This window comes from Streptomyces sp. NPDC046335, from assembly GCF_055587985.1.
Genome location: NZ_JBVJFF010000002.1, coordinates 539075 through 561161, shown reverse-complemented (window position 1 = coordinate 561161; position 22087 = coordinate 539075). Strand labels below are relative to the sequence as shown.

Annotated in this window: 18 protein-coding genes, 1 tRNA gene and 1 pseudogene; 14 read left to right on the top strand and 6 right to left on the bottom strand. The window is 71.7% G+C overall.

Going from position 1 to position 22087, the window contains the following annotated elements:
* Positions 1–589: 589 nt before the first annotated feature.
* A tRNA-Ser gene (locus ACZ6JY_RS06335) sits at positions 590–676 on the bottom strand.
* A 270-nt stretch (positions 677–946) separates the two neighbouring features.
* On the opposite strand from ACZ6JY_RS06335, the gene ACZ6JY_RS06330 reads away from it, so the two are divergent.
* Both ACZ6JY_RS06330 and ACZ6JY_RS06325 read left to right on the top strand, forming a co-directional pair.
* Positions 947–1312 carry a cupin domain-containing protein gene (locus ACZ6JY_RS06330; RefSeq protein ID WP_469192775.1) on the top strand — a complete coding sequence of 122 codons (366 nt, stop codon included), beginning with the start codon at positions 947–949 and terminating at the stop codon, positions 1310–1312.
* A gap of 210 nt (positions 1313–1522) precedes the next feature.
* Positions 1523–2920, top strand: a complete 1398-nt coding sequence (locus tag ACZ6JY_RS06325; RefSeq protein WP_469192773.1) for an FAD-binding oxidoreductase — start codon at positions 1523–1525, stop codon at positions 2918–2920.
* 66 nt (positions 2921–2986) lie between these two features.
* Here the strand turns inward: ACZ6JY_RS06325 and ACZ6JY_RS06320 are convergent, their stop codons facing one another.
* Positions 2987–4489 (bottom strand): S1C family serine protease, encoded by a 1503-nt coding sequence (locus ACZ6JY_RS06320; RefSeq protein ID WP_469192771.1) that lies wholly within the window; start codon positions 4487–4489, stop codon positions 2987–2989.
* Between the two features lie 202 nt (positions 4490–4691).
* Between ACZ6JY_RS06320 and ACZ6JY_RS06315 the strand changes: the two genes are divergently transcribed.
* From ACZ6JY_RS06315 to ACZ6JY_RS06305, 3 genes and pseudogenes are all read left to right on the top strand, one after another.
* Positions 4692–5549 carry a glycerophosphodiester phosphodiesterase gene (locus ACZ6JY_RS06315; RefSeq protein ID WP_469192770.1) on the top strand — a complete coding sequence of 286 codons (858 nt, stop codon included), beginning with the start codon at positions 4692–4694 and terminating at the stop codon, positions 5547–5549.
* Between the two features lie 53 nt (positions 5550–5602).
* Positions 5603–6221: pseudogene (locus ACZ6JY_RS06310) on the top strand (ATP-binding protein).
* 69 nt (positions 6222–6290) lie between these two features.
* Positions 6291–7259, top strand: coding sequence for a DUF5926 family protein (locus ACZ6JY_RS06305; protein ID WP_469192768.1), 969 nt, complete (start codon positions 6291–6293; stop codon positions 7257–7259).
* Between the two features lie 193 nt (positions 7260–7452).
* Here ACZ6JY_RS06305 and ACZ6JY_RS06300 read toward each other — a convergent pair whose 3' ends face one another.
* The gene (locus tag ACZ6JY_RS06300) at positions 7453–7977 is read right to left on the bottom strand and encodes a hypothetical protein (RefSeq protein WP_469192766.1); all 525 of its coding nucleotides are present in this window, start codon (positions 7975–7977) and stop codon (positions 7453–7455) included.
* 55 nt (positions 7978–8032) lie between these two features.
* The gene (locus ACZ6JY_RS06295) at positions 8033–8710 is read right to left on the bottom strand and encodes a bifunctional DNA primase/polymerase (protein ID WP_469192764.1); all 678 of its coding nucleotides are present in this window, start codon (positions 8708–8710) and stop codon (positions 8033–8035) included.
* 466 nt (positions 8711–9176) lie between these two features.
* Here ACZ6JY_RS06295 and ACZ6JY_RS06290 point away from each other — a divergent pair, with 466 nt between their 5' ends.
* Together ACZ6JY_RS06290 and ACZ6JY_RS06285 are read left to right on the top strand one after the other, a co-directional pair.
* Positions 9177–10703: a PP2C family protein-serine/threonine phosphatase gene (locus tag ACZ6JY_RS06290; protein WP_469192762.1), complete on the top strand. Its 1527-nt coding sequence runs from the start codon at positions 9177–9179 to the stop codon at positions 10701–10703.
* 227 nt (positions 10704–10930) lie between these two features.
* Positions 10931–12400: an aminopeptidase P family protein gene (locus ACZ6JY_RS06285; RefSeq protein ID WP_469192760.1), complete on the top strand. Its 1470-nt coding sequence runs from the start codon at positions 10931–10933 to the stop codon at positions 12398–12400.
* A gap of 127 nt (positions 12401–12527) precedes the next feature.
* Here the strand turns inward: ACZ6JY_RS06285 and ACZ6JY_RS06280 are convergent, their stop codons facing one another.
* Positions 12528–13049 (bottom strand): carboxymuconolactone decarboxylase family protein, encoded by a 522-nt coding sequence (locus tag ACZ6JY_RS06280; protein ID WP_469192758.1) that lies wholly within the window; start codon positions 13047–13049, stop codon positions 12528–12530.
* Positions 13050–13096: 47 nt separating this feature from the next.
* On the opposite strand from ACZ6JY_RS06280, the gene pdxR reads away from it, so the two are divergent.
* A complete protein-coding gene (gene pdxR, locus ACZ6JY_RS06275; protein WP_469192756.1) occupies positions 13097–14542 on the top strand; it encodes a MocR-like pyridoxine biosynthesis transcription factor PdxR in 1446 nt (481 codons plus the stop codon).
* Positions 14543–14629: 87 nt separating this feature from the next.
* Here pdxR and ACZ6JY_RS06270 read toward each other — a convergent pair whose 3' ends face one another.
* Complete coding sequence (locus ACZ6JY_RS06270; RefSeq protein WP_469192754.1) at positions 14630–15094, bottom strand: ATP-binding protein; 465 nt, start codon at positions 15092–15094, stop codon at positions 14630–14632.
* A gap of 193 nt (positions 15095–15287) precedes the next feature.
* Between ACZ6JY_RS06270 and ACZ6JY_RS06265 the strand changes: the two genes are divergently transcribed.
* The 6 genes from ACZ6JY_RS06265 to efeB all read left to right on the top strand — a co-directional run bounded on the left by ACZ6JY_RS06265 (position 15288) and on the right by efeB (position 21985).
* Positions 15288–16199 (top strand): hypothetical protein, encoded by a 912-nt coding sequence (locus ACZ6JY_RS06265; protein ID WP_469192752.1) that lies wholly within the window; start codon positions 15288–15290, stop codon positions 16197–16199.
* 220 nt (positions 16200–16419) lie between these two features.
* On the top strand, positions 16420–17148 hold the full coding sequence (locus tag ACZ6JY_RS06260) for a YcnI family copper-binding membrane protein (protein ID WP_469192750.1): 729 nt from the start codon (positions 16420–16422) through the stop codon (positions 17146–17148).
* A gap of 93 nt (positions 17149–17241) precedes the next feature.
* A complete protein-coding gene (locus tag ACZ6JY_RS06255) occupies positions 17242–17952 on the top strand; it encodes an SCO family protein (RefSeq protein WP_469192748.1) in 711 nt (236 codons plus the stop codon).
* Positions 17949–18524, top strand: coding sequence for a copper chaperone PCu(A)C (locus ACZ6JY_RS06250; protein WP_469192746.1), 576 nt, complete (start codon positions 17949–17951; stop codon positions 18522–18524). The genes ACZ6JY_RS06255 and ACZ6JY_RS06250 overlap by 4 nt, the downstream gene beginning before the upstream one ends.
* Positions 18525–18539: 15 nt before the next feature.
* The gene (locus tag ACZ6JY_RS06245) at positions 18540–20564 is read left to right on the top strand and encodes a copper resistance CopC/CopD family protein (protein WP_469192744.1); all 2025 of its coding nucleotides are present in this window, start codon (positions 18540–18542) and stop codon (positions 20562–20564) included.
* A gap of 11 nt (positions 20565–20575) precedes the next feature.
* Positions 20576–21985, top strand: a complete 1410-nt coding sequence (efeB, locus tag ACZ6JY_RS06240; RefSeq protein ID WP_469192742.1) for an iron uptake transporter deferrochelatase/peroxidase subunit — start codon at positions 20576–20578, stop codon at positions 21983–21985.
* Positions 21986–22087 lie beyond the last annotated feature (102 nt).

The following is a 22087-nucleotide window of genomic DNA, read 5'->3' as shown; positions in this document are numbered from 1 at the left end:
CACCATTGTCGTGCTGGTCAGCAGTTGGCCCGAGAGACGTATCGTCACCGTCATCTTCCTGCCCACCGGAGCGGTCGCCCTCCTGCCCGCCTGACTGGCTACCCGCTTCGCCTCTACTTGCGCCCGGCTCGCCTGGTTCGTGCCGACCGCCAGCACTGCCGCTTTGACCGCCTTGCCCAGGAGTTGCTCCTCCGGGTGCATCGGTCCCCTGCACTGAGGCGACGCCTGTTGAGGCTCCGCCAGGCGGCTCCCCCGAGAAGTTGCATGAAGTGATGCCCAGACCCGTGATCGTCGTCAAGACGAGTGCAGCGCCGACCGCCGCCACCTGAGATCTCCGCATGTGTGCCCCTGGCGCCTGCTAGTCACGATGTGCAATCAGAGAATCCCACCGTGCGCAGGTTGGGCGGACCTGTTGAACCCGAACTACGAAGGTTGAAGCACGGGGTCGCTACGTTCGGCTGCTTACCGGCGCCCCTCAAGATCGTCCACTGACTCCCGGCAGAGGCGCGAACGGGTGCATGATGTCGCAAGAAAAGGGTGCCTCTCAACGAGAGACACCCTCCTGACCAGCCCATACGCTGACCTACTGCGGTGGGTGTGGGATTTGAACCCACGGTGACATCGCTGCCACGACGGTTTTCAAGACCGTTCCCTTAGGCCGCTCGGGCAACCCACCTATGCACCGCCCACCAGGGACGGAGCGGGTACAGCGTACCGGTCCAGGGGGTCTCGCGGGGTTCGTGGTCCACACGGGGCCCACTGGCTCCGTTCAACTCCCCGGCGCACCGCTCCGATCAGTGCCCCGCGCAGCCCACACCGGCGCTGGAAAGGCGCTCCACCCGGACCTCTCCGGTCGCGCGCCTCAGTGACCGGCGTCACACTGGGAACGTGGCGGATTCGGCTATCCGCTCCGCATTCCTCGACGAACGTCGATCGCGGAGGAGCCATGACAGCGACGAGGCGGAGCGACGCTCCCGTGGCGATCGAAGGCGATGGTGTCGAGCTGCGCACACAGGAGGTCGGGGGAGACATGACCGCCGCGTTCGTGCGGCTTCCCCAAGGCACGAACCTGGCGCCCGCCCTTGTGGGGCAGCCCGATGACCTGTGCCAGTGCCCTCACTGGGGTTACGTGCTCAAGGGCCGGCTGAAGATGCGGACGAAGACCGGCGACGAGATCTACGAGGCCGGACAGGCCTTCTACTGGGCGCCCGGCCACGCACCGGAAGCGGTCGAGGACTGCGAGTACGTGGACTTCTCGCCGTCCAAGGAGTTCGACGAGGTCATCGACCACGTCAAGTCCCACATGGGATGACGCACATGGTGTGGCGCACATGAAGGTGGCGCACATGAGGTGGCGCACATGAAGGTGGCGCACATGAGGTGGCGCACATGGAGTGGCACACATGGGGTGGCGCACCCGCACATGGGGTGACTGGCATGGCACCTTCGTCCGCCCGTGACCATCGGGCTGAGCAGTGGGCCGACCAGCGGGCTCCCCAGACTTTCCAAGAGGTGTTGGACCATGAGCGGCATAGACGCAACTGCTCTCGACAGCCTGCGCGCGGCCCTGCGGGGACGCGTGGTCACGCCGCGGGATGCCGACTACGACCAGACCCGCAGCATCTACAACGCCATGATCGACCGTCGTCCGGCCGCCGTCGCCCAGTGCATGGGCGCGGCGGACGTACGGGCGACCCTCGCCTTCGCCCAGGAGGCAGGTGTCCCCCTCGCGGTTCGCGGTGGCGGTCACAGCGGGCCGGGGCTGTGCCTGATCGACGACGGGCTCACCCTCGACCTGTCCCCGATGCACTGGGTACGCGTCGACCCCGAGGCCGGGACCGCGCAGGTGGGCGGAGGCAGTCAGCTCGGCGAACTGGACCAGGAGACACACGCCTTCGGTCTCGGCGTGCCGGCCGGAATCATGTCGACCACCGGGGTGGGCGGTCTCACGCTGGGCGGCGGGCACGGCCACCTGACCCGCAAGTACGGGCTGACGATCGACAGCCTGATCGCGGCGGACGTCGTCCTGGCCGACGGCAGCCTCGTCATCGCCTCTGAGGAGGAACACCCGGATCTCTTCTGGGCGCTGCGGGGCGGCGGCGGCAACTTCGGCGTGGTCACGTCGTTCACCTACCGGCTGCATCCGGTGGACACGGTCGGGGTCGCGGTGACCGTATGGCCGGTCGACCGCACGAGAGACGTGTTGCGGTGGTACCGGCAGTTCCTGCCCGCCGCTCCGGAGGATCTCACCGGCTTCTTCGCGGTCCTGGTCGTACCGCCCGGCCCGCCCTTCCCTGAGCCGATCCACGGGCAGAAGATGTGCGCCGTGATCTGGTGTTACACGGGCGACCTGGAGGCCGACCGCTTGGAGGAGGTGCTGTCCGTGGTCAACGACCCGGCGCCGCCGGCCTTCCACTTCACGACACCCATGCCCTACCCCGCCTTGCAGACCATGTTCGACGAGCTGATCCCCAAAGGGCTCCAGTGGTACTGGCGCGGCGACTTCTTCGACAGCATTTCCGACGACGCCATCGCGGTGCACGAGAGGTACGGGCAGGGCCTCCCCACCGGCTTGTCGACCATGCACCTGTACCCGGTGGACGGGGCGGCCCACCGGGTCGGCCCCGACGAAACGGCGTGGGCCTACCGGGATGCGGTGTGGTCCGGCGTCATCGGCGGCATCGATCCCGATCCGGCGAACGCCGATCTGATCCGGCAGTGGTGCGTCGACTACTGGACCGACCTGCACCCGCTCTCCATGGGCGGTTCGTACGTCAACTTCCTCGGGGAAGCGGAGAGCCCCGAACGGGTCCGGTCCACCTACCGCGGCAACTACGACCGGCTGGCCTCGGTCAAACACGCCTACGACCCGGACAACTTCTTCAGCGCCAACCAGAACATCCCGCCGTCCGCCGCATGATCCCCGCGACGCGCGCCGCCCCGGCCGATGGGCCGGGGCGGCGCGGGCGCGCGGTCGGGGGGCGGTTCAGCTGTCGCCCTTGCGCTGGCCCAGGGTGACGTCGACCGTGTGCTCCTTGCCGTCGCGCTCGTACGTGATCTTGACCGTGTCGCCCGGCTTGTGGGTCCAGATCTGGCCGATCAGGGTCGGGCCGCTGTCGATGACCGTGCCGTCCAGCTTCGTGATGACGTCGCCGGGCTTGAGGCCCGCCTTGTCCGCCGGGCCGTTCGGGGTGACCGCCTCGGAGCCGCTCGCGCCCTCCTGGGAGATGGTCGCGCCGCTCGCGCCCTCCTGCTGGAGGGAGACCGAGGCGCCGATCACGGGGTAGACGGGCTGGCCGGTCTTGATGAGCTGCTGCGCGACGTTCTTCGCCTGGTTGACCGGGATCGCGAAGCCGAGGCCGATGGAGCCCGACTGGCCGGTGCCGCCGAGGCCGCCGCCGCTCTCGGCGGGCTTGATCGCGGAGTTGATGCCGATGACCGCGCCGCGGCCGTCCAGGAGCGGGCCGCCGGAGTTGCCGGGGTTGATCGAGGCGTCGGTCTGCAGGGCGCTCATGTAGGAGCTCTTGCCGCTCTGCCCGCCGTCGCTGGAGGTGACCGGGCGGTTCTTGGCGCTGATGATGCCCGTCGTGACGGTGTTGGAGAGGCCGAAGGGGGCGCCGATCGCGATCGTCGAGTCGCCGACGGCCACGCGGTCGGAGTTGCCGAGCGGCAGCGGCTTCAGATTGTCGGGGCGGTTCTTGAGCTTGATGACCGCCACGTCGTAGCCCTCGGCGCGGCCGATGACCTCGGCGGCGTACTTCTTGCCGTTCGAGAACGTCGCCTGGAGCTTGCCGCCCTCGGCGGCCGACGCCACCACGTGGTTGTTGGTGAGGATGTGGCCCTGCTTGTCGTAGACGAAGCCGGTGCCCGTGCCGCCCTCGCCGCTGCCGCTCTGCGCCTCTATGGTGACGACGCTCGGCAGCGCGTCGTTCGCGATCTTGGCGACCGATCCGGGGTCGCGCTTCAGGTCGGCCGGGGTGTCCGCGGCGGCGACCGTCGTCGAGCCGGTGTCGTTGTCGTTGCGCTCCGCGGCCCAGTAGCCGACGCCACCGCCGACGCCGCCCGCGACCAGTGCGGCCGCCAGCACCCCGGCGACCAGACCACCGCGCCGCCTGCCCGGCTTCGGCTCCTGCGGGTGGTACGAGGAGCCCCAGCCGGAACCGGAACCTCCACCACCGGCGTACGGAGGCACGGCCGGCGGCTGCGGAGGCGGCCACGCCTCGCCCCCGGCACCCCCCGCACCGCCGGTACCGGCCTGCCCCCCGGCGGCTCCCGGACCGCCGGCCATACCGGCACCACCGGCGGCTCCCGGACCACCGGCCACACCAGCACCACCAGTCACACCAGCACCACCGGCCATACCGGCACCGCCAGCACCCGCACCGGAAGCCGCGTCCGCGGAGTCGGCGGAAACAGCGGGAGCGTCCACCGGCACAGGAGGTGCGGACGGGGCCTGAGGTACAGCGTTGCCCTCGTTCTCGGTGTTCACAGCTCTACTCCTCGGTCCATGCTGTCGTAGCTGTCCTGGCTCGGCGTTCGTTCACGGCCTGGCTGTGCCAACTGTGCAGCTGTCTGCAGACAGCTTTTCCCATGGGCCGTCAGGGCACCATAAGCCGAGCCTGTGTGTCCGGCGCTCCGCGACGCCACCCTCCGGCGAGCCTTCAAGTACCCCGTGATGGCACCATGACGCGGTGACCCTCGCACGACAGCACCAGATCCAGGTCGTCGCCCACCGCGGAGCCTCCGAGGAGGCCCCCGAGCACACGCTGGCCGCGTACAGGAAAGCGGTCGAGGACGGGGCGGACGCCCTCGAATGCGATGTGCGGCTCACCGCGGACGGCCACCTCGTCTGCGTCCACGACCGCCGCGTCAACCGCACCTCGAACGGCAGAGGAGCCGTCTCGGCCCTGGAGCTGGCCGACCTCGCCGCCCTCGACTTCGGCTCCTGGAAGCGGAACCACGACGAGGCCGTGGAGGGCGAGGGCCCCGACTGGGAGGGCTCCGCCCTGGAGGGCCGCCGCACGGAGGACACCTCCGTCCTGACCCTTGAGCGCCTCCTCGAACTCGTGACCGAGAGCAACGCCTCGGGCCGCCGGGTGCGCCTCGCCATCGAGACCAAGCACCCCACGCGCTGGGCGGGCCAGGTGGAGGAGCGCCTCCTGCTGCTCCTCAAGCGCTTCGGCCTCGACACGCCGTCCTCCGACGAGCAGTCGCCGGTACGGGTCATGAGCTTCTCGGCGCGTTCGCTGCTCCGCGTGCGCGCCGCCGCCCCGACGCTGCCGACGGTCTACCTGATGCAGTTCGTCTCGCCCCGCCACCGCGACGGACGCCTCCCCGAGGGCGTACGGGCCGCGGGCCCCTCCCTGCGGATCGTGCGGAGCCACCCCGGGTACGTGGCGAAGCTGAAACGGGCAGGTCACCAGGTGCACGTATGGACCGTGAACGAACCCGAGGACGTCGAGCTCTGCGCCGAGCTCGGCGTGGACGCGATCATCACCAATCGCCCCAAGCAGGTACTCACCCAGCTCGATCGTCTCGGACTGCGGTAATTCCCCTCACAGGGAGTGCACCGGCGCGTTCGGTCCGTATTCGATCGTCACGAGTGCGTCACCGCACACGTACTGGCCGGTTTCCGGTCCAGGCCATTGGGGCATCCACACCGTGGCGTGGGGGCAAAGGAGGTCTCGGGGGTGGCGTTGGTGGTGGCACGGGAGGTGCCCACGTCGTCGAGCATGGCCGTACCCCATGGCCCTGCGGGCGTGGGGGAAGCAAGGCACCGGATGCGTGATCAGTTGCGTGTCGGCGGAGTGTCCGAGTCGGTCATCGACGATGCCGTACTGATCCTGTCGGAATTGCTCAGCAATGCCTGCCGGCACGGCAGGCCGCTGGGCCGCGGAATGGTCGGGGACGGTGACGTGCGGGCGGCCTGGCACGTCGACAAGACGGGCCGGCTCACGGTCGAGGTGACGGACGGCGGCGGCCCGACCCGCCCGGTTCCGGCCACACCCTCGGTCACGGCGCACGGCGGCCGCGGGCTCAACATCATCACGGCGCTCGCCGACGCCTGGGGCGTGCGCGACGACGTGCACGGCGAGGTCACGGTCTGGGCCGTCGTCCACTCGGGGCACCGCCACGAGGACTTCGCGACGCGCATCGCCGCCCCGTCGGCGGCCGCGCTCTCGGAGCTCGCCTTCGCGGACCCCTACGACGACATGGACTGAGGGGCCCCAGCGGCTAGGCTCGCGCCCGTACGCGAAAGAGCACGAGAGCCGCAGCCGGGAGACACCCAGATGGCCAAGAAGCGCCCCCAGACCAAGGGCAAGCAGCAGCCGCAGCTGAATGGGGACGAGATCCCCGTGGTCGGCGCCCGCGAGCCCTGCCCCTGCGGCTCGGGCCGCCGCTACAAGGCCTGTCACGGCCGTGCGGCGTCCCACGCGGTGACGGAGCTGGTGCAGCGCCCCTTCGAGGGCCTGCCCGGCGAGTGCGACTGGGTCGCGCTGCGCGAGCTGGTGCCCGCGGCCACCGTCGAGCTGACCCTCAAGGACGGTCTGCCCGACGGCGTCCCCTCAGTCGCCCTCGCCACCGTCCTGCCGATGGCGTGGCCCGCGCTGCGCCGCGAGGACGGCTCGGTCCTCCTCGGCCTCCAGAACGACACCTCCTCCGGTGACATCAGCCGCGACCTGGCCGACACCCTCGCGCGCGCCCTCGAGGCCGAGCCGGGTACGCCGGTGCAGGGCCGCAGGGCGCCCGCGGAGGGGCCGCGCCTTCAGGACCTGCTCGCTCCCGGGGGTCCGTTCGAGCCGACTGTGCACGCGGGCTTCGAGTTCTGGGTGCCGGACGCGGAGAACGCGACGGCGGAGGTCTCCGCCTCCCTGGAGCGGGCGAACGCCGCCGCCATCCCGACCGTGCGGCTCACCGGCGTGGACGCCGCGTACTGGTGCGAGACGCCCGAGAAGAACCATCTGCGCTGGGTCATGCCGCACGCCGAGGAGAAGCTCCTTGACGCGCTGGCCCGGCTGCACGCGGCCGGTACGTCGAGCCTCGGCGAGGGCACCCGCCTGGTCGGTTCCTTCCGCGCGCACGGTCTGACCGTGCCGGTGTGGGACCTGCCGAGCGGCGTCGGCGCCGACGACGTGGAGAAGCCCGCGGCGGAGTTCGCCGAGCGGCTGGCGGCGGCGCTTGACTCGGACGCCCCGCTGACCGCGGACGAGCGCAGGGCGCGCGGCGGCCTCACCAACCGCCAGGTCACTCTGAGCTGACCTCAGGGTCATTTCGTACGGAATGCGTGACTCCTGTCACAACTCCCCGTACCCACACGTAAATCCCTGTCCGGATAACTGAGATCGAATTTGCCAGGAGCCGATCTCTTGTTACCGTTCAGGTAGCCCGGTTGCTGGTGCATCCCCCGTCGCCAGCAACCGGGCCTTTGTATGCCCGGGACCGGTTCGGGGCTCAACTGCCCTGAGGTGCGGCGGAGTTGCTGCCCGAGCGCAACATCAGCGCTCCCGACTCCCCCGCGGCGAACTCCGCCACCGCCGAGTAGGCGGCCGGCTCGCCCGCCGAGCGCTCCCGCGGCGTCTCGCACACGCCCGGCTCGTCCCCCGCACCGACCGCGCAGTGCATCTGTACGGTGCGCGCGCGGGGGCCCATCGCCGTGAGTACGGCAGTCAGCTCCTCGCCGGTGACGTTGCGGTAGTAGGTGCGCGCCCAGGTCTCCGCGCCCTCGGTGAGGACGCAGGTCTGGGCCTCGACGCCGTCGGGGGAGGAGAGTTCGGGGCCGCACCGGGAGACCCTGACGGGATCTTCGGCGGGCGCTCCGACGGGGGCACCGGCCGGAGATCCGGCGGGAGCCTCGGCGGGGGAGGGGAGGGGCGACTTCGCGTCACCGTCGCCGACCGGGCCCGCCGCGGCGCCGGTGAGGGGCAGGAGAGCCGCGGCGGCCACGGCGCCCAGGAGCACGATGAGGCGGGGTTGCATGGCCCGAACATAACGACAGTTGACGCGCGTCCCGACCGCCGCGCGCCCATTTCCCCTACATCTCGGGCGCGCTCACACCCGTACGAGTGAGGGCGTCGACGACGGCGTCCACGACGGCCTCGACGTCGGGCACCCAGGGGGCGGCCGAGCCGGGCAGCGGGGCACGCTCCCAGTGGACCGTGCCCTGTCCCGTCCCGGAGGGGGGCAGGGCCAGATAGCCGCCCTCGCCGTGGAAGCGGAGGGAGCCCGGCACATAGTCCTGTGCGTGGAGCAGCTCGCCCAGCTGGGCCAGGGAGTAGGGAGCGACCAGGAGGAAGACGCGGCTCTCGGTGGCGACCACCGGGCCGAGCCTGATGCCCGCCTCGTCGAGCGCGGCGAGGGCGCGCTCACCGGCGTCCACAGGGAGGCTGACGGCGCACGGGGCGCGGCCTCCGGTGGCGAGCACGACGGGCGCGGCGGGGCGGTTCGTCCACCACCAGCGCACCATGCGTTCATCGGTGCTCGCGGCGAGGAGGCCGGGGTCGAGGGGGTGTGCGCCCGGCACCACGCATTCGGGGTCGGGGCAGGCGCACCGGCCGCCGCCGCGCCGGTCGAGGCCGACTCCGGGCAGGACGGGCCACCGCCAGGCGGTGGCGAAGGTCAGGGCCGCGCCGAGCTGTCCGGCACCGCGGCCGGACCTTCTTCCGATTCGCCAGGACAGAAGCCTGCGTCGCCTACCGAGGATCTCGCGCATGAGCGCTCGTTCCTTTCCGTTGCACGCCGGTGTGAGCCGGAAGGACTGCGGGCCACATCGCACCATGGGTGGATCACTTCGCTGAACACACGAGCTGAGCGCACGAGCTGGCACATCTGACCCCAGCCTGCGGCATGGGGGACCACTCTGAACCGAGCGTTGACGTGGCGTGGGGTGGCGGCGCCTGGCGTTTTGCCGTCACGCGATATTGCTGGCCGCCTCCCCCACGGGAGGATGGGGCACGGTCGTCGTCAGTTATGACGTCCGGGTCCTCCGCGAGGTTCCGGAAGGTCTCCAACTGCCCCTTGCCATCACTGAGTACGTACCCAGCCCGACCGATGCAACGCTCTACCGAACGCCCTCAGTCGATCGTAATATGCCCTACCCAGCGCTGTTTTCGGCCAAGTTTTCAAGATCAATTCTTGGCCCCAGAATTCCCACGGACACCAGGAATCCCAGCAGGACAATGCTGGACATCTCCTCATCAGTGCGTGTACATCTGGAGACATTGCTAGCGGCGCATAACGACATGGGGGTTTGCGATGCTATTGAGCAATACGCACCGGCCGGAAAGCCGTCAGCCATGAACGCCCCGCATCTTCCGAAAGTGGCCGGAATCGACTCCACAGTTCCGTCACCCGCCCACACTGTCGCGCCGCCCGCGCAGACCGCGTCCGCACCGACCGGCTCCCCCACCCCCGGCGCCCCCGCCGCGGTGCTCCAGGACCGCCTCGCGGGCTGGGTCTCCGACCTCACCACGCTGCACGAACTCACCGAGCGGCTGTCCCGTACGGACACCCTGGACGACGCCGTGCGCGAGCTGCTGCGCGCCGGCGCCGCCCTGGTCGGCGCCCGGCGCGGCCTCCTCGCCCTGGAGCCCGCCGACGGGCTCGGCCCCGACTCCACGACCGGCCTCGGCCTCACGCGCGCGGACCTCGGGCACATCGAGACGGTGCCGCGCGCCGCGACGAGCCACGGGCGCCTCCTGGACGACCCGAAGGCCGGCGTGCCCGCCCGCGGGACCGAGCTCGTCAGGCCCGACCTCCTCGCCGAGGAAGGCCTCGACCCCCGGCACCACGAGGTCGCCGCCCGCCTCGGCTGTGCGGCGAGCTACGCACTGCCGCTCGCCACCGAGGCCGGGGGGCTGCTCGGCGCCACCGTCTGGCTGTACGACGAGCCCGCCGAACCGGCCGAGCGCCGCCGCCACCTCACCAAGCTCTACGCGCGCTACGCCTCCGACCACCTGGCCCGCCTGGTCGAACTGCACCGCGCCCGCGCGGCCAACGCGACCCTGCGCGAGGAGCTGATGCCCTCGCGGCTGCCCCGGATCGCCGGAGTGCGGCTCGCCGTGCGGCACCGCACCGGGCCGCGCGGCGGCGGTGACTGGCACGACGCGCTGCCGCTGCCCGAGGCCGCGCTCGGCCTCTCGGTGGGGTCGGTCACCGGGGCGGGGCCCAGCGCCGTCGCCGCGATGGGGCGGCTGCGGGCCTCCCTGCGGGCGTACGCCGTGATGGAGGGCGAGGACCCCGTCGCCGTACTCTCCGATCTGGAGCTGCTGCTGCGGCTGACCGAGCCCGCGCGGTCGGCCACGGCGCTCTTCGCGTACTGCGAGCCGGCCCTGCGCAAGATCGTGCTCGCCGGTGCCGGGCACAGCCCGCCGCTGATCATCGGGGAGCGGCGCACGGAGTTCGTCGAGACCACCCTCTCCGCCCCGCTCGGCATGCTCGCCTGCTGGGAGGCGCCGAGCGTGGAGTTCTCGCCGGAGCCGGGAGAAACGGTGCTGCTCTACACCGACGGCCTTCTGCACCGCACCGGAGAGGCGGTGGACCGGGCCTTCGCGCGGCTGCACGCGGCGGCGGCGTGCGTGCCCAAGGGCATCCGCGACGACCCCGGGGCGATCGCCGACCACATCCTGCGCTCCGTGCTGCCCGAAGGGCCCGGGGCCGAGGACAGCGAGGAGGACGTGGTGCTCCTCGCGGCCCGCTTCGAGTGAGGCCGCTCGTGGCGCACGCGCGCGTGGACCACGTTTCGCGCCTGGCGCCGGGCACGCACGCGTGGGACCACGTTCTCGCGCGAGGCACCGGGCACGCGCGGTAGAGGCGCCGGGCACGCGCGGTAGAGGCGCCGGGCACGCGCGGTAAGAGGCCTTACGGCCCTGGGCCCCCTTCCGTACAGCCGTACGATGGAGGGTGGCCCAGTGTCGTACATAGGAGGCAGATCGTGTCGGACGCTCTCAACGCGGAGATCCCGGAGACCCCGGAGGAGACCGAGGAAGAGCCGATCAAGCAGCGCAAGAACGGCTTGTACCCGGGGGTCTCCGACGAGCTCGCCGAGAACATGAAGTCCGGCTGGGCCGACACCGAGCTGCACGACCTGCGGCCGATCGCCCAGGCCGACAACACCGCTGCCCGCCGTGCCGCGCTCTCCGCGCGCTTCCCGGGCGAGCGTCTCGTCATCCCCGCGGGCAACCTCAAGACCCGCTCGAACGACACCGAGTACGCCTTCCGCGCCTCCGTCGAGTACGCCTACCTCACCGGCAACCAGACCGAGGACGGCGTCCTGGTCCTGGAGCCCACCGCCGGCGGCCACGACGCGACGATCTACCTGCTGCCGCGCTCCGACCGCGAGAACGGCGAGTTCTGGCTGAACGGCCAGGGCGAGCTCTGGGTCGGCCGCCGCCACTCCCTCACCGAGGCCGAGAAGCTGTACGGCATCCCCGCCTCCGACGTCCGGAAGCTGGCCGACGCGCTGCGCGAGGCCACAGGACCCGTCCGTGTCGTACGCGGCTACGACGCCGGCATCGAGGCCGCGCTGACCGACAAGGTCACCGCCGAGCGCGACGAGGAGCTGCGGGTCTTCCTCTCCGAGGCCCGCCTCGTCAAGGACGACTTCGAGATCGGCGAGCTGCAGAAGGCCGTCGACTCCACCGCGCGCGGCTTCGAGGACGTCGTCAAGGTCCTCGACAAGGCCGAGGCGACGAGCGAGCGCTACATCGAAGGAACGTTCTTCCTGCGCGCCCGCGTCGAGGGCAACGACATCGGCTACGGCTCGATCTGCGCCGCCGGCCCGCACGCCACCACCCTGCACTGGGTGCGCAACGACGGCGCCGTCCGCTCCGGCGAGCTGCTCCTGCTCGACGCCGGCGTGGAGACGCACTCGTACTACACCGCGGACGTCACGCGCACGCTGCCGATCAACGGCCGCTTCAGCGAGCTCCAGAAGAAGATCTACGACGCCGTGTACGAGGCCCAGGAGGCCGGCATCGCGGCGGTGAAGCCGGGCGGCAAGTTCCGCGACTTCCACGACGCGTCGCAGCGCGTGCTCGCCGAGAAGCTGGTGGAGTGGGGCCTCGTCGAGGGCCCGGTCGAGCGCGTCCTGGAGCTGGGCCTCCAGCGCCGCTGGACCCTGCACGGCACCGGCCACATGCTCGGCATGGACGTCCACGACTGCGCCGCCGCGCGCCAGGAGTCCTACGTCGACGGCACGCTGGAGCCGGGCATGTGCCTGACCGTCGAGCCTGGCCTGTACTTCCAGGCCGACGACCTGACCGTGCCGGAGGAGTACCGCGGCATCGGCGTCCGGATCGAGGACGACATCCTCGTGACGGAGGACGGCAACCGGAACCTCTCGGAGGCGCTGCCGCGCCGCTCGGACGAGGTCGAGTCCTGGATGGCGGAGCTCAAGGGCTGAGCGGTCCCCCGGGCAGTGACGGCCGGACCCCGCGGTTTCCGCGGGGTCCGGCCGTCGTCGTACGTGCGGCCCTCGCGGACCTCAGTGGACCTCGCGGACCTCGCGGACCTCGCGGACCTCGCGGACCTCAGTGGGCGGTGCGCTCGTCGTCGCCCGCGGTCTTGGCGGTGCTCAGGGCGATGCGGTTCCAGGTGTTGATGGCGAAGATCAGGGCGAGCAGGCGGGCCAGCTCCGCCTCGTCGAAGTGCTGGGCGGCCCGCGCGTAGACGTCGTCGGGGACCCCGCCCCGGGCGACCAGCGTGACCGCCTCGGTCAGCGCGAGTGCCGCCTGCTCCTTCTCCGTGAAGAAGTTCCGCGCCTCGCGCCATACGCCGATCATGTGCAGCCGCGCCTCGTCCTCGCCGGCCTTGCGGGCGTCGGAGGTGTGCATGTGGAGGCAGTAGGCACAGCCGTTGAGGAGCGAGGCGCGGATCTGGACCAGCTCGACCAGGGCCGGATCGAGGCCGTCCCTGGCGGCGGCGTCGAAGCCTATGAGGGCCTTGAACGCCTTGGGGGCGGCCTTGGCGAAGTCGAGCCGAGGAGCGGCCACGGTCCGAGTCTGGGTCTGCGGGGCGGTCTGGGGCTGCGGGGCGGTCGCGTTGTTCGTCATGACCATGAATCTAGGGGCCGAAAAGACCTCGGATAAGGTGCATTCCCATGCGGGAATCATGGGTCAATCTGGCGGAGCGCATCGGCAGTGACCTGCACCTGGAGCTGTCCGGAGCGGGCAGCCGCCGGGCCGTGCTGATCCGGGCGCTGCGGGACGCCGTGCGCGAGGGCAGGCTGGCTCCCGGCACCCGGTTGCCGCCCTACCGCTCGCTCGCCGCCGATCTCGGCCTCGCCAGGAACACGGTCGCCGACGCCTATGCCGAACTGGTCGCCGAGGGCTGGCTGACCGCGCGCCAGGGCTCCGGGACCCGCGTGGCCGAACGGGCGGCGCCGCCCGAGCGCACCCGGGTGCCGAAGCCCGCCCCGGCCAGGCCCGCGGCCCCCGTGCACGATCTGCGCCAGGGCAGGCCGGACCCCGCGTCCTTCCCGCGCCCCGCCTGGCTCACGGCCACCCGGCGGGCCCTCGCCGCCGCCCCCAACGAGGCCTTCGGGCCAGGCGACCCCCGCGGCCGGATCGAGCTGCGGCGGGCGCTCGCCGACTATCTGGCAAGGGCTCGCGGCGTGCGCGCCGACCCCGGGCGCATCGTCGTCTGCTCCGGCTTCGCGCACGGGCTGCGGCTGCTCTTCGCGGGCTCGCACGGCGCGGGCGGCGCGGTGCTGCGCGGCCCCTTCGCCGTGGAGTCGTACGGGCTCGGGTTCCACCGGGAGATCCTGGAGAGCGCGGGCGTACGGACCGTTCCGCTGGACCTCGACGAACAGGGTGCCCGTACCGAGGAGTTGCCGGGGCGCGGCGGACGGGTCCGCGGAGTGCTGCTCACCCCCGCACACCAGTTCCCCACCGGCGGCCCGCTGCATCCGGCGAGGCGTGCCGCGGTCGTCGACTGGGCCCGCGCCGGCGGCGGACTGCTCCTGGAGGACGACTACGACGGGGAGTTCCGCTACGACCGCGAGCCCGTCGGCGCCGTGCAGGGCCTCGATCCCGAACGGGTCGTCTACCTCGGCTCGGTCAGCAAGAGCCTGTCGCCCGCGGTGCGCCTCGGCTGGATGGTGCTTCCGGAGCGGCTCGTCGATGGCGTGCTCGCCGCCAAGGGGGAGCGGGAGGCGTGGGCGAGCGTCCTCGACCAGCTCACGCTCGCCGAGTTCATCGCCTCCGGGCAGTACGACCGGCACATCCGCCGGATGCGGCAGCGCTACCGCCGCCGCCGCGACCAGCTCATCGCCGCTCTCGCCGAGCGGGCCCCGCACATCACCGCCACCGGTATCGCCGCGGGCCTGCACGCGGTGCTGCGGCTGCCGCCGGGGACCGAGGCCTCCGCGGTGAAGGCGGCGGCCTGGCAGGGGGTCGCGCTCGACGGCCTCGCGGAGTTCCGCCATCCGGGGGCCACGATGCCGGTGGCCGACGGCCTGGTGGTGGGGTACTCGACGCCTGCCGAACACGCGTACGGGGCGGCGGTCGATGCGCTGGCGCGGGCGTTGCCGCCGGGGGCGGAGTGAGGCGGAGTGAGGCGGAGTGGGGCGGAGTGGGGCGGAATGACGCTGAGTGAGGCGGAGTGAGGCCCTTGGAGGTCTTACACAGTCGGGTCAGGCCGTCGCGAGAGGCGCGTCCTCGCGCCACTTGAGGATCTTGTCGAAGCTGATCACCGCTCCTCTGCCGGGTCTGTTTCCGCAGTGGACGTGGTCGGCGAGCTCCCTGATCAGGTACAGGCCCCGGCCGTGCTCGTCGGTGTGCGCGGCCGCGGCCGTCTGCCGCGCCGCCGTACGGCCGCGTGGCGCCTTCGGGAAACCGGGGCCCGAGTCGGCCACCTCGATGCGGCACTTCTCGCCGTCCAGATAGGCCGTGACGCGGTACGCGCCGGCCCTGCCCCCGGACGCGGCGGCGCCCCCGTGCTCCACGGCATTGGCACACGCCTCGGTGAGGGCGAGCGACAGGTCGAAGGAGACGTCGGGGTCCACGCCCGCGGTCTCCATCGTGCCGATCAACAGGCGGCGGGCGAGCGGAACGCTCGCAGCCTCGCGCCGCAAATGGAGAGACCACCAGATGCTCATGCTCCAGCCTCCTGGCTGCGGCTCGACATACCGATACGTATTGCCGCGAGTGACCACGAATAAGCACCGCGCACACGTGATGCCGCCCATACGGCGGACGCGCGGCCCGCCCCCGTTCCTGTAGCTGGACGGAACAGGACCTTCCGGACCTGCCGTGTGCGGAGGAAGGGCCCAGTGCGATGATGACCCCGCCATGACTGCCCCCCACCAGCGCCAGCCGCGTGACGGAGTTGATCTCCGGCTGCTCAGGGCCGCGATGTTCGCCGCGGTCTGTGTCGTGCTGTCCGCCGGGGGCCATGTGCTCGCCTCCTGCGTCGCCGTCCCGCTGTGGACGCTCGCCGCGGGTTTCGCCGCCGTACTCGCGGTGGCGCTGCCGCTCGCAGGGCGGGCGCGTTCGCTGCCCGGCATCGCCGCGCTGCTCGCGGTGGGACAGCTCGGGCTGCACGCCCTGTTCGGGCTCGGCCAGCACGGCACGGCCGCCGTCCAGGGTGCCGGTGACGCCACCCTGGTGGAGCGGGCCGCGCGCCTGGTCTGCGGCGCGGGCGCGGCCACGATCACTCCGGCGCAGGCCCACCGCATCCTCAACACGGCGGGGCTCGGCACGGGCGGCAGCGGCGGCGGCAGTGGCGGAGCGGAACACTCCGCCATGCATCAGCACGGCGGGTCCGCCGCCTCGGCCGCGGACAGCGCGCTCGACTCCATGCAGACGGGCCAGATGGGCCCGACGGGCTCGATGGGCTCTATGGGCTCCATGGGCACCGAGGCGCTCCTGCCGTCCCTGCCCATGCTCGTCGCCCACCTCCTCGCGGCCCTCGCCGCCGGCTGGCTGCTGCGGCGCGGCGACCTCGCGCTGCTCCGGCTCGTCCGGCTCGCGCACGGGGCCCACGAGGTCGCGGAAGGGGCGCTCGTACGTTCCCTGCGCTCGGCCCTGACCCTCGTACGCGCCCTGCGGGCCGGTCTGCCCGGAGCGCCCGAGACGGCCGGGCCGCCGGTTCCGCGGACCGCCCTACTGGCACCGCCGAAGCCGTGCACGGTCGCGCTCAAGGACACGTTGATCAGGCGCGGACCTCCGGCCGGCGCCTCCGACGTCGAACTCGCCGCCTGACGCGACGCACTCCACCCATCGGTACGGAGGGGTCGCCACCGGCGGCACGCACGCGCGCGTGCACATCAACCGGCCGCGCGCTTCCCCCTCGTACCCCCTCGTACTGAGTCCTGACTGCTGAGTCCTGACTGCTGAGTACTGAGTCCTGAGTGCTGGATACCGCTCGCCACGTACGGCTGAGCGCGTACCCGTCACCGCTCTCGAAAGTGGAGTGTTCCTCATGAAGATGTCCCGCATCGCCGCCGCCGGCACCGTCGCCGCCTCCGCCGTTCTCGTCCTCTCCGCCCCCGCGTTCGCACACGTGAGCGTCTCGCCGGAGGGCGCGGCCGCCAAGGGCGGCTACGCCACCGTCAACTTCAAGGTGCCGAACGAGATGGACGACGCCTCGACCAACAAGCTCGAGGTCACGTTCCCCGCCGACCACCCGCTCGCCTCCGTGATGACGGAGCCCGTCCCCGGCTGGAGCGTGAAGACCACCAAGTCCAAGCTCGACAAGCCGCTGGAGATCCACGGCGAGAAGATCGACGAGGCCATCACCAAGGTCACCTGGACCGCCGACGACAAGGGCGGCATCAAGCCCGGCACCTTCCAGAAGTTCCCGGTCTCCATGGGCCAGCTCCCCGAGGACGCCGACGAGCTGGTCTTCAAGGCCGTCCAGACGTACGACAACAAGGAAGTCGTGCGCTGGATCGAGCCGCAGCAGAAGGGCCAGGAGGAGCCGGAGCACCCCGCGCCCACCCTCGCGCTGACCGCCGCCTCCGACGACCACGGCGGTGGCGCGGCCGACGACACCAAGGCTGACGCCAAGGACGCCAAGACCGAGAGCGCCGCGGACTCCTCGGACAGCAGCGACACCACCGCCCGTGTCCTCGGCATCGTCGGCATCGCCGTCGGCGTCGCGGGCGTCGCGTTCGGCGTGCTCGCGGGCCGCCGCCGCGTCACCGGCTGAGCCGCCGGCCTGAGCCATCCCTCGGGGTGCGCCGCGACGGCGCCACACCGCCCCCGGTGCACCCCGGCCCCCTCACATCTGGGACATTTTCGTATGCGCACCAAGAGTTCGAAGAACAGTTCGAAGAGCACTGTCGGTTCCATCGCCGCGGGCAAGAAGCTCACGGCCACCGCCCTGCTCGCCGTGGCCGCGTTCACCCTGACCGCCTGCGGCGGCGGTGACGACGACGGCGGCAAGAAGCCGGTGGCCGACGTCTCCACCGAGGCCGACTCGGGCAAGGTGGCGACCGTCCTGGACAAGGAGTTCGAGAAGCCGAACCTCGTCCTGAAGGACACGCACGGCGCCAAGTACGACCTGCGCGAGGAGACCAAGGGCAAGCCCACGCTGGTCTACTTCGGCTACACGCACTGCCCCGACGTCTGCCCGCTGACGATGAACAACATCGCGGTCGCCAAGAAGGCCCTGCCCAAGGCCGACCAGGACAAGCTCAAGGTCGTCTTCGTCACGACCGACCCCGAGCGGGACACCTCCGCCGAGCTCGGCAAGTGGCTGAAGGGCGTGGACGCCGACTTCACCGGCCTGACCGGCGACTTCGCCACCATCCAGGCCGGCGCACGCCAGCTCGGCATCAGCATCGAGCCGTCCAAGAAGGACAAGAACGGCAAGGTCGTCTCGATGCACGGCACGCAGGTCATCGCCTTCTCGCCGAAGACCGACGGCGGCTACGTCCTCTACGGCGAGGAAGCCACCGCCGCCGACTACACCAAGGACCTCCCCAAGCTCCTCAAGGGAGAGACCCCGTGACCCACCGCACCACCGGCCGACTCCGTACGACCGGACGACGCCGCGCGCTCGTGGGCGGGGCCCTGGCGCTGGCCGGCACGCTCGCCCTCGCGGGGTGCGGGGACTCCGGCTCGGGTACCGCCGAGACCGCGAAGAAGCCCGAGCTCAAGGTCTCCGGGGCCTACATCCCCGAGCCGACCGCGGCCGACATGGCGGCCGGGTTCCTCACGGTCACCAACAAGGGCGGCGCCGCCGACAGTCTCACCTCCGCCACCAGCGACATCGCGGGCTCCGTCACGCTGCACAGCACCAAGGGCGGCGTCATGGAGGAGGAGAAGTCCTTCGGCGTACCGGCGGGCGGCGAGCTGAAGTTCACGAGCGGCGCCAACCACCTGATGCTCGAGAAGCTGAAGCGCAAGCCGAAGCAGGGCGAGAAGGTGGCCATGACGCTGCACTTCCGGACGTCGGACCCGATCACGATCGAGGTGCCGGTCAAGGAGGCCACGTACAGCCCCGACGGCACTGACGGCACCGACGGCACCGGGAACACCCACATGTCACACACGTCGCACGTGACGCACGCGTCGCACTGACGGACGGACGGACTGTTGACAGAGACCATCGCTCCCCGCTCCAGGAGCACCGCCGCCCTGTGGCGGCTCGTACTCGTGCTCATCGCCGCGACCGGTGCCTTCCTCGCCGGTGCCGCGCCGGCCTCCGCGCACGCCGCGCTGACCGGCAGCGACCCGAAGCAGGGAGCGGTGGTCGACAAGGCTCCCGCCCAGGTGAAGCTCACCTTCTCGGAGAAGGTCGCCATGTCGGACGGCTCGGTGCGGGTGCTCGACCCGGCCGGCAAGCGCGTCGACACGGGGAAGACCACCGACCTGGGCGCCAACACCTACGGCGTGAAGCTGCGCCCGGGCCTGCCCGACGGCACCTTCACCGTCGCCTACCAAGTGGTGTCCGCCGACAGCCACCCCGTCGCCGGCGCCTTCACGTTCTCCATCGGCGCGCCCTCGGACACCAAGGCGGCCCTGCCCGACCAGGAGGCGGGCGGCGGCCTCGTCGGCGTGCTCTACGACATCGCGCGCTACTTCTCCTACGCCGGGTTCATCCTGGTCGTCGGCGGCGCCGCCTTCGTGCTCGGCTGCTGGCCGCGCGGCGCGGGCGTACGGCCCGTGCAGCGGCTCGTGACGTACGGCTGGGTCACCCTCACCGCCTCCACGCTGGCGCTGCTCCTGCTGCGCGCCCCCTACACCGGCTCCGGAAAGCTCGCCGACGTCTTCGACATGGGCAAGCTCGGCGACGTCCTGAACACCAAGACCGGCGCGGCCCTGGTCTCCCGGCTGCTGCTGCTCGCCGCCGCCGCGCTGTTCATCGCGGTGCTCTTCGGGGCGTACGAGAAGCGCGAGGACCCCAGGGAGAAGAAGGACCTCACCTTCGGGCTCGCCATCGGCGGCACGGTCGTCGCCATCGGGATCGCGGCGACCTGGGCCATGGCCGAGCACGCCTCGACCGGCATCCAGGCGGGCATCGCGATGCCCGTCGACGTACTGCACCTGCTGGCCGTCGCCGCCTGGCTCGGCGGGCTCGCGGCCCTGGTCGTGGCGCTGTACCGCACCTCTTCGGTGGAGGCGACGGCCGTGCGGCGATTCTCGCGCGTGGCGTTCACGAGCGTCGTCGTGCTGGCCGCGACCGGGCTCTACCAGTCGTGGCGGCAGGTCGGTTCGTGGTCGGCGCTGACCGACACGCGGTACGGGCAGCTCCTCCTCGTCAAGATCGGCCTGGTCGTCGTCCTGGTGGGCGTCGCGGCGATCTCGCGGCGCTGGACGGGGCGCATCGTCGCCGGAACGGGCGGCGTCGCGCCGACGGCCACGGTCGTGGAGCGGCGCGCGGAGCGGAAGAGTGCCAAGGCGGCCGAGGAGACGACGGGCGAGGAAGCGGCGGGAGAGGGAACTCCCGGCGAGGAGTCCGCGGAGCTCCCCGAGCAGCAGAAGCAGAAGCAGAGGCGGAAGCAGCCGGTCACGGTCCCCGCGGGTGCCGCGAGCGCGGACGGCTCCGCCGAGCGCTCCGCCCAGCTCGCGCGCCAGCGGGCGGCCATGGCCACCGCCCGCGAGAAGCGCGTGCGCGACGCCGATCCGCACCGCTCCGGCCTGCGCCGCTCGGTGCTCACCGAGGCGGGCGTCGCCGTCGTCCTGCTGGCCGTCACGACGATCCTGACGACCACCGAGCCCGGCCGCACCGAGGAGGAGGCCGCCCAGGCCACGTCTGCCGCCGCGGCCCAGCGCTCGGGCCCGCTCGTCGTCAAGATGCCCTTCGACACGGGCGCCAAGGACGGCAAGGGCACGGTGCAGCTCGACCTCGACCCGGGCCGCACCGGCAGCAACGACCTCCACGTGTATGTGAAGCGGCCCAACGGCAGCGCCTTCGACATCCCCGAGGTGAAGGTCTCCCTGACCCTCAAGGAGAAGGACGTGGGCCCGCTGCCCGTGGCCCCTGACCGCATCGCCACCGGACACTGGACCGCGAGCGGGGTACAGATCCCGATGGCGGGCGACTGGGAGATCAAGGTGACGGTACGGACCTCCGACATCGACCAGGTCACGGTCGACAAGAACGCGCAGATCGGCTGAACGGAAACACCATGGCGGACAACGGGTCCACGGGAACCAGCGGGGCTACGCGTACTGGCCGGGCCACGGGTACTGGCGGAGCCACAGGGACTGGCGGGGCAGGGAGTGCCGGCGGCACTGGCGGGGCCGCGGCCGCTGACGGCGCCGCAGGTCCCCGCCCGCTCTCCAGGCGCCGACTGCTCGGCACGGCCGGCGCGACCGGCCTCGCGATGGGCGCCACCGGCCTCGCCATCGGCGCGACCGGCGGCGGCATCGCCGGATACGCGGCGGGCTCCCCGTCAGGACCGTCCTCCTCGTCCGGCTCGGCCGGATCGGGGACGGAGCTGGTCTCGATCGGCGCGGAGCAGGTGATGTTTCACGGGAAACATCAGCCCGGCATCACCACGCCCATGCAGTCCCGCGGCCACCTCGTCGCCTTCGACCTGAAGGCGGGCGCGGGCCGCAAGGAGGCGGCGGCGCTGCTGCGCCGCTGGTCGAACGCGGCCGAGCGGCTGATGGCCGGCGAACCGGTCGACGACGACACGGCGGTGGCGCGGGACGCGGGCCCGTCCTCGCTCTCCGTCACCTTCGGCTTCGGTGCCTCCTTCTTCGCCCGTACGGGGCTCGAGAAGCAGCGCCCGGCCGCCCTGGAACCGCTCCCGGACTTCTCCTCGGACCACCTGGACAAGGCACGCGGCAACGGCGACCTGTGGGTGCAGGTCGGCGCGAACGACCCGCTGGTGGCGTTCCACGCCCTGCGGGCGCTCCAGCGGGAGGCCTCCGGTGCGGCGCGCGTGCGCTGGCAGATGAACGGCTTCAACCGCTCGCCGGGGGCCACCGCGCACCCGATGACGACCCGCAACCTCATGGGCCAGATCGACGGCACGAACAATCCGAAGCCCTCGGAGAAGGACTTCGACGAGCGGATCTTCGTGCCCGCCGACGGTGACCCCGCCTGGATGGCGGGCGGCTCCTACGTCGTCGTACGCCGTATCCGGATGCTGCTCGACGACTGGGAGAAGCTCGGCCTGAAGGCGCAGGAAGCGGTGATCGGGCGGCGCAAGTCGGACGGGGCGCCGCTGACCGGCGGCACGGAGACGACCGAGCCGAAGCTGGAGAAGACGGGGCCCGACGGCAAGGTCGTCATCCCCGTCAACGCGCACGCCCGCATCACCCGGCCGGATCAGAACGGGGGCGCCGCCATGCTGCGCCGCCCGTTCTCGTACCACGACGGCTTCGACTCCCACGGCGAACCGGACGCGGGCCTGCTCTTCGTCTGCTGGCAGGCGGACCCCATGCGCGGCTTCGTCCCGGTGCAGCGCAAGCTCGACCGGGGCGACGCCCTCTCGGAGTTCATCCGCCACGAGGCGAGCGGCCTCTACGCGGTGCCGGGCGGGGCGGCCAAGGGCGAGTACGTGGGGCAACGGCTGCTGGAGGCGTGACCCCTGCCTTCCGGGGCGAACCCGGTTCGGTACGGGTGTGCGGCGTGGTCACGCCGGGGCGGGGGTCGGTGCGTGAGACGCGTGAGCCGTGCCACGTACGGC

Bases quoted from the DNA above. Each gene is read 5' to 3' on its own strand.
- ACZ6JY_RS06330 (WP_469192775.1), top strand. From the start codon at position 947: ATGACAGCGACGAGGCGGAGCGACGCTCCCGTGGCGATCGAAGGCGAT.
- ACZ6JY_RS06325 (WP_469192773.1), top strand. From the start codon at position 1,523: ATGAGCGGCATAGACGCAACTGCTCTCGACAGCCTGCGCGCGGCCCTG.
- ACZ6JY_RS06305 (WP_469192768.1), top strand. From the start codon at position 6,291: ATGGCCAAGAAGCGCCCCCAGACCAAGGGCAAGCAGCAGCCGCAGCTG.
- ACZ6JY_RS06300 (WP_469192766.1), bottom strand. From the start codon at position 7,977: ATGCAACCCCGCCTCATCGTGCTCCTGGGCGCCGTGGCCGCCGCGGCT.
- ACZ6JY_RS06295 (WP_469192764.1), bottom strand. From the start codon at position 8,710: ATGCGCGAGATCCTCGGTAGGCGACGCAGGCTTCTGTCCTGGCGAATC.
- ACZ6JY_RS06290 (WP_469192762.1), top strand. From the start codon at position 9,177: ATGCTGGACATCTCCTCATCAGTGCGTGTACATCTGGAGACATTGCTA.
- ACZ6JY_RS06280 (WP_469192758.1), bottom strand. From the start codon at position 13,049: ATGACGAACAACGCGACCGCCCCGCAGCCCCAGACCGCCCCGCAGACC.
- pdxR (WP_469192756.1), top strand. From the start codon at position 13,097: ATGCGGGAATCATGGGTCAATCTGGCGGAGCGCATCGGCAGTGACCTG.
- ACZ6JY_RS06270 (WP_469192754.1), bottom strand. From the start codon at position 15,094: ATGAGCATCTGGTGGTCTCTCCATTTGCGGCGCGAGGCTGCGAGCGTT.
- ACZ6JY_RS06265 (WP_469192752.1), top strand. From the start codon at position 15,288: ATGACTGCCCCCCACCAGCGCCAGCCGCGTGACGGAGTTGATCTCCGG.
- ACZ6JY_RS06260 (WP_469192750.1), top strand. From the start codon at position 16,420: ATGAAGATGTCCCGCATCGCCGCCGCCGGCACCGTCGCCGCCTCCGCC.
- ACZ6JY_RS06255 (WP_469192748.1), top strand. From the start codon at position 17,242: ATGCGCACCAAGAGTTCGAAGAACAGTTCGAAGAGCACTGTCGGTTCC.
- efeB (WP_469192742.1), top strand. From the start codon at position 20,576: ATGGCGGACAACGGGTCCACGGGAACCAGCGGGGCTACGCGTACTGGC.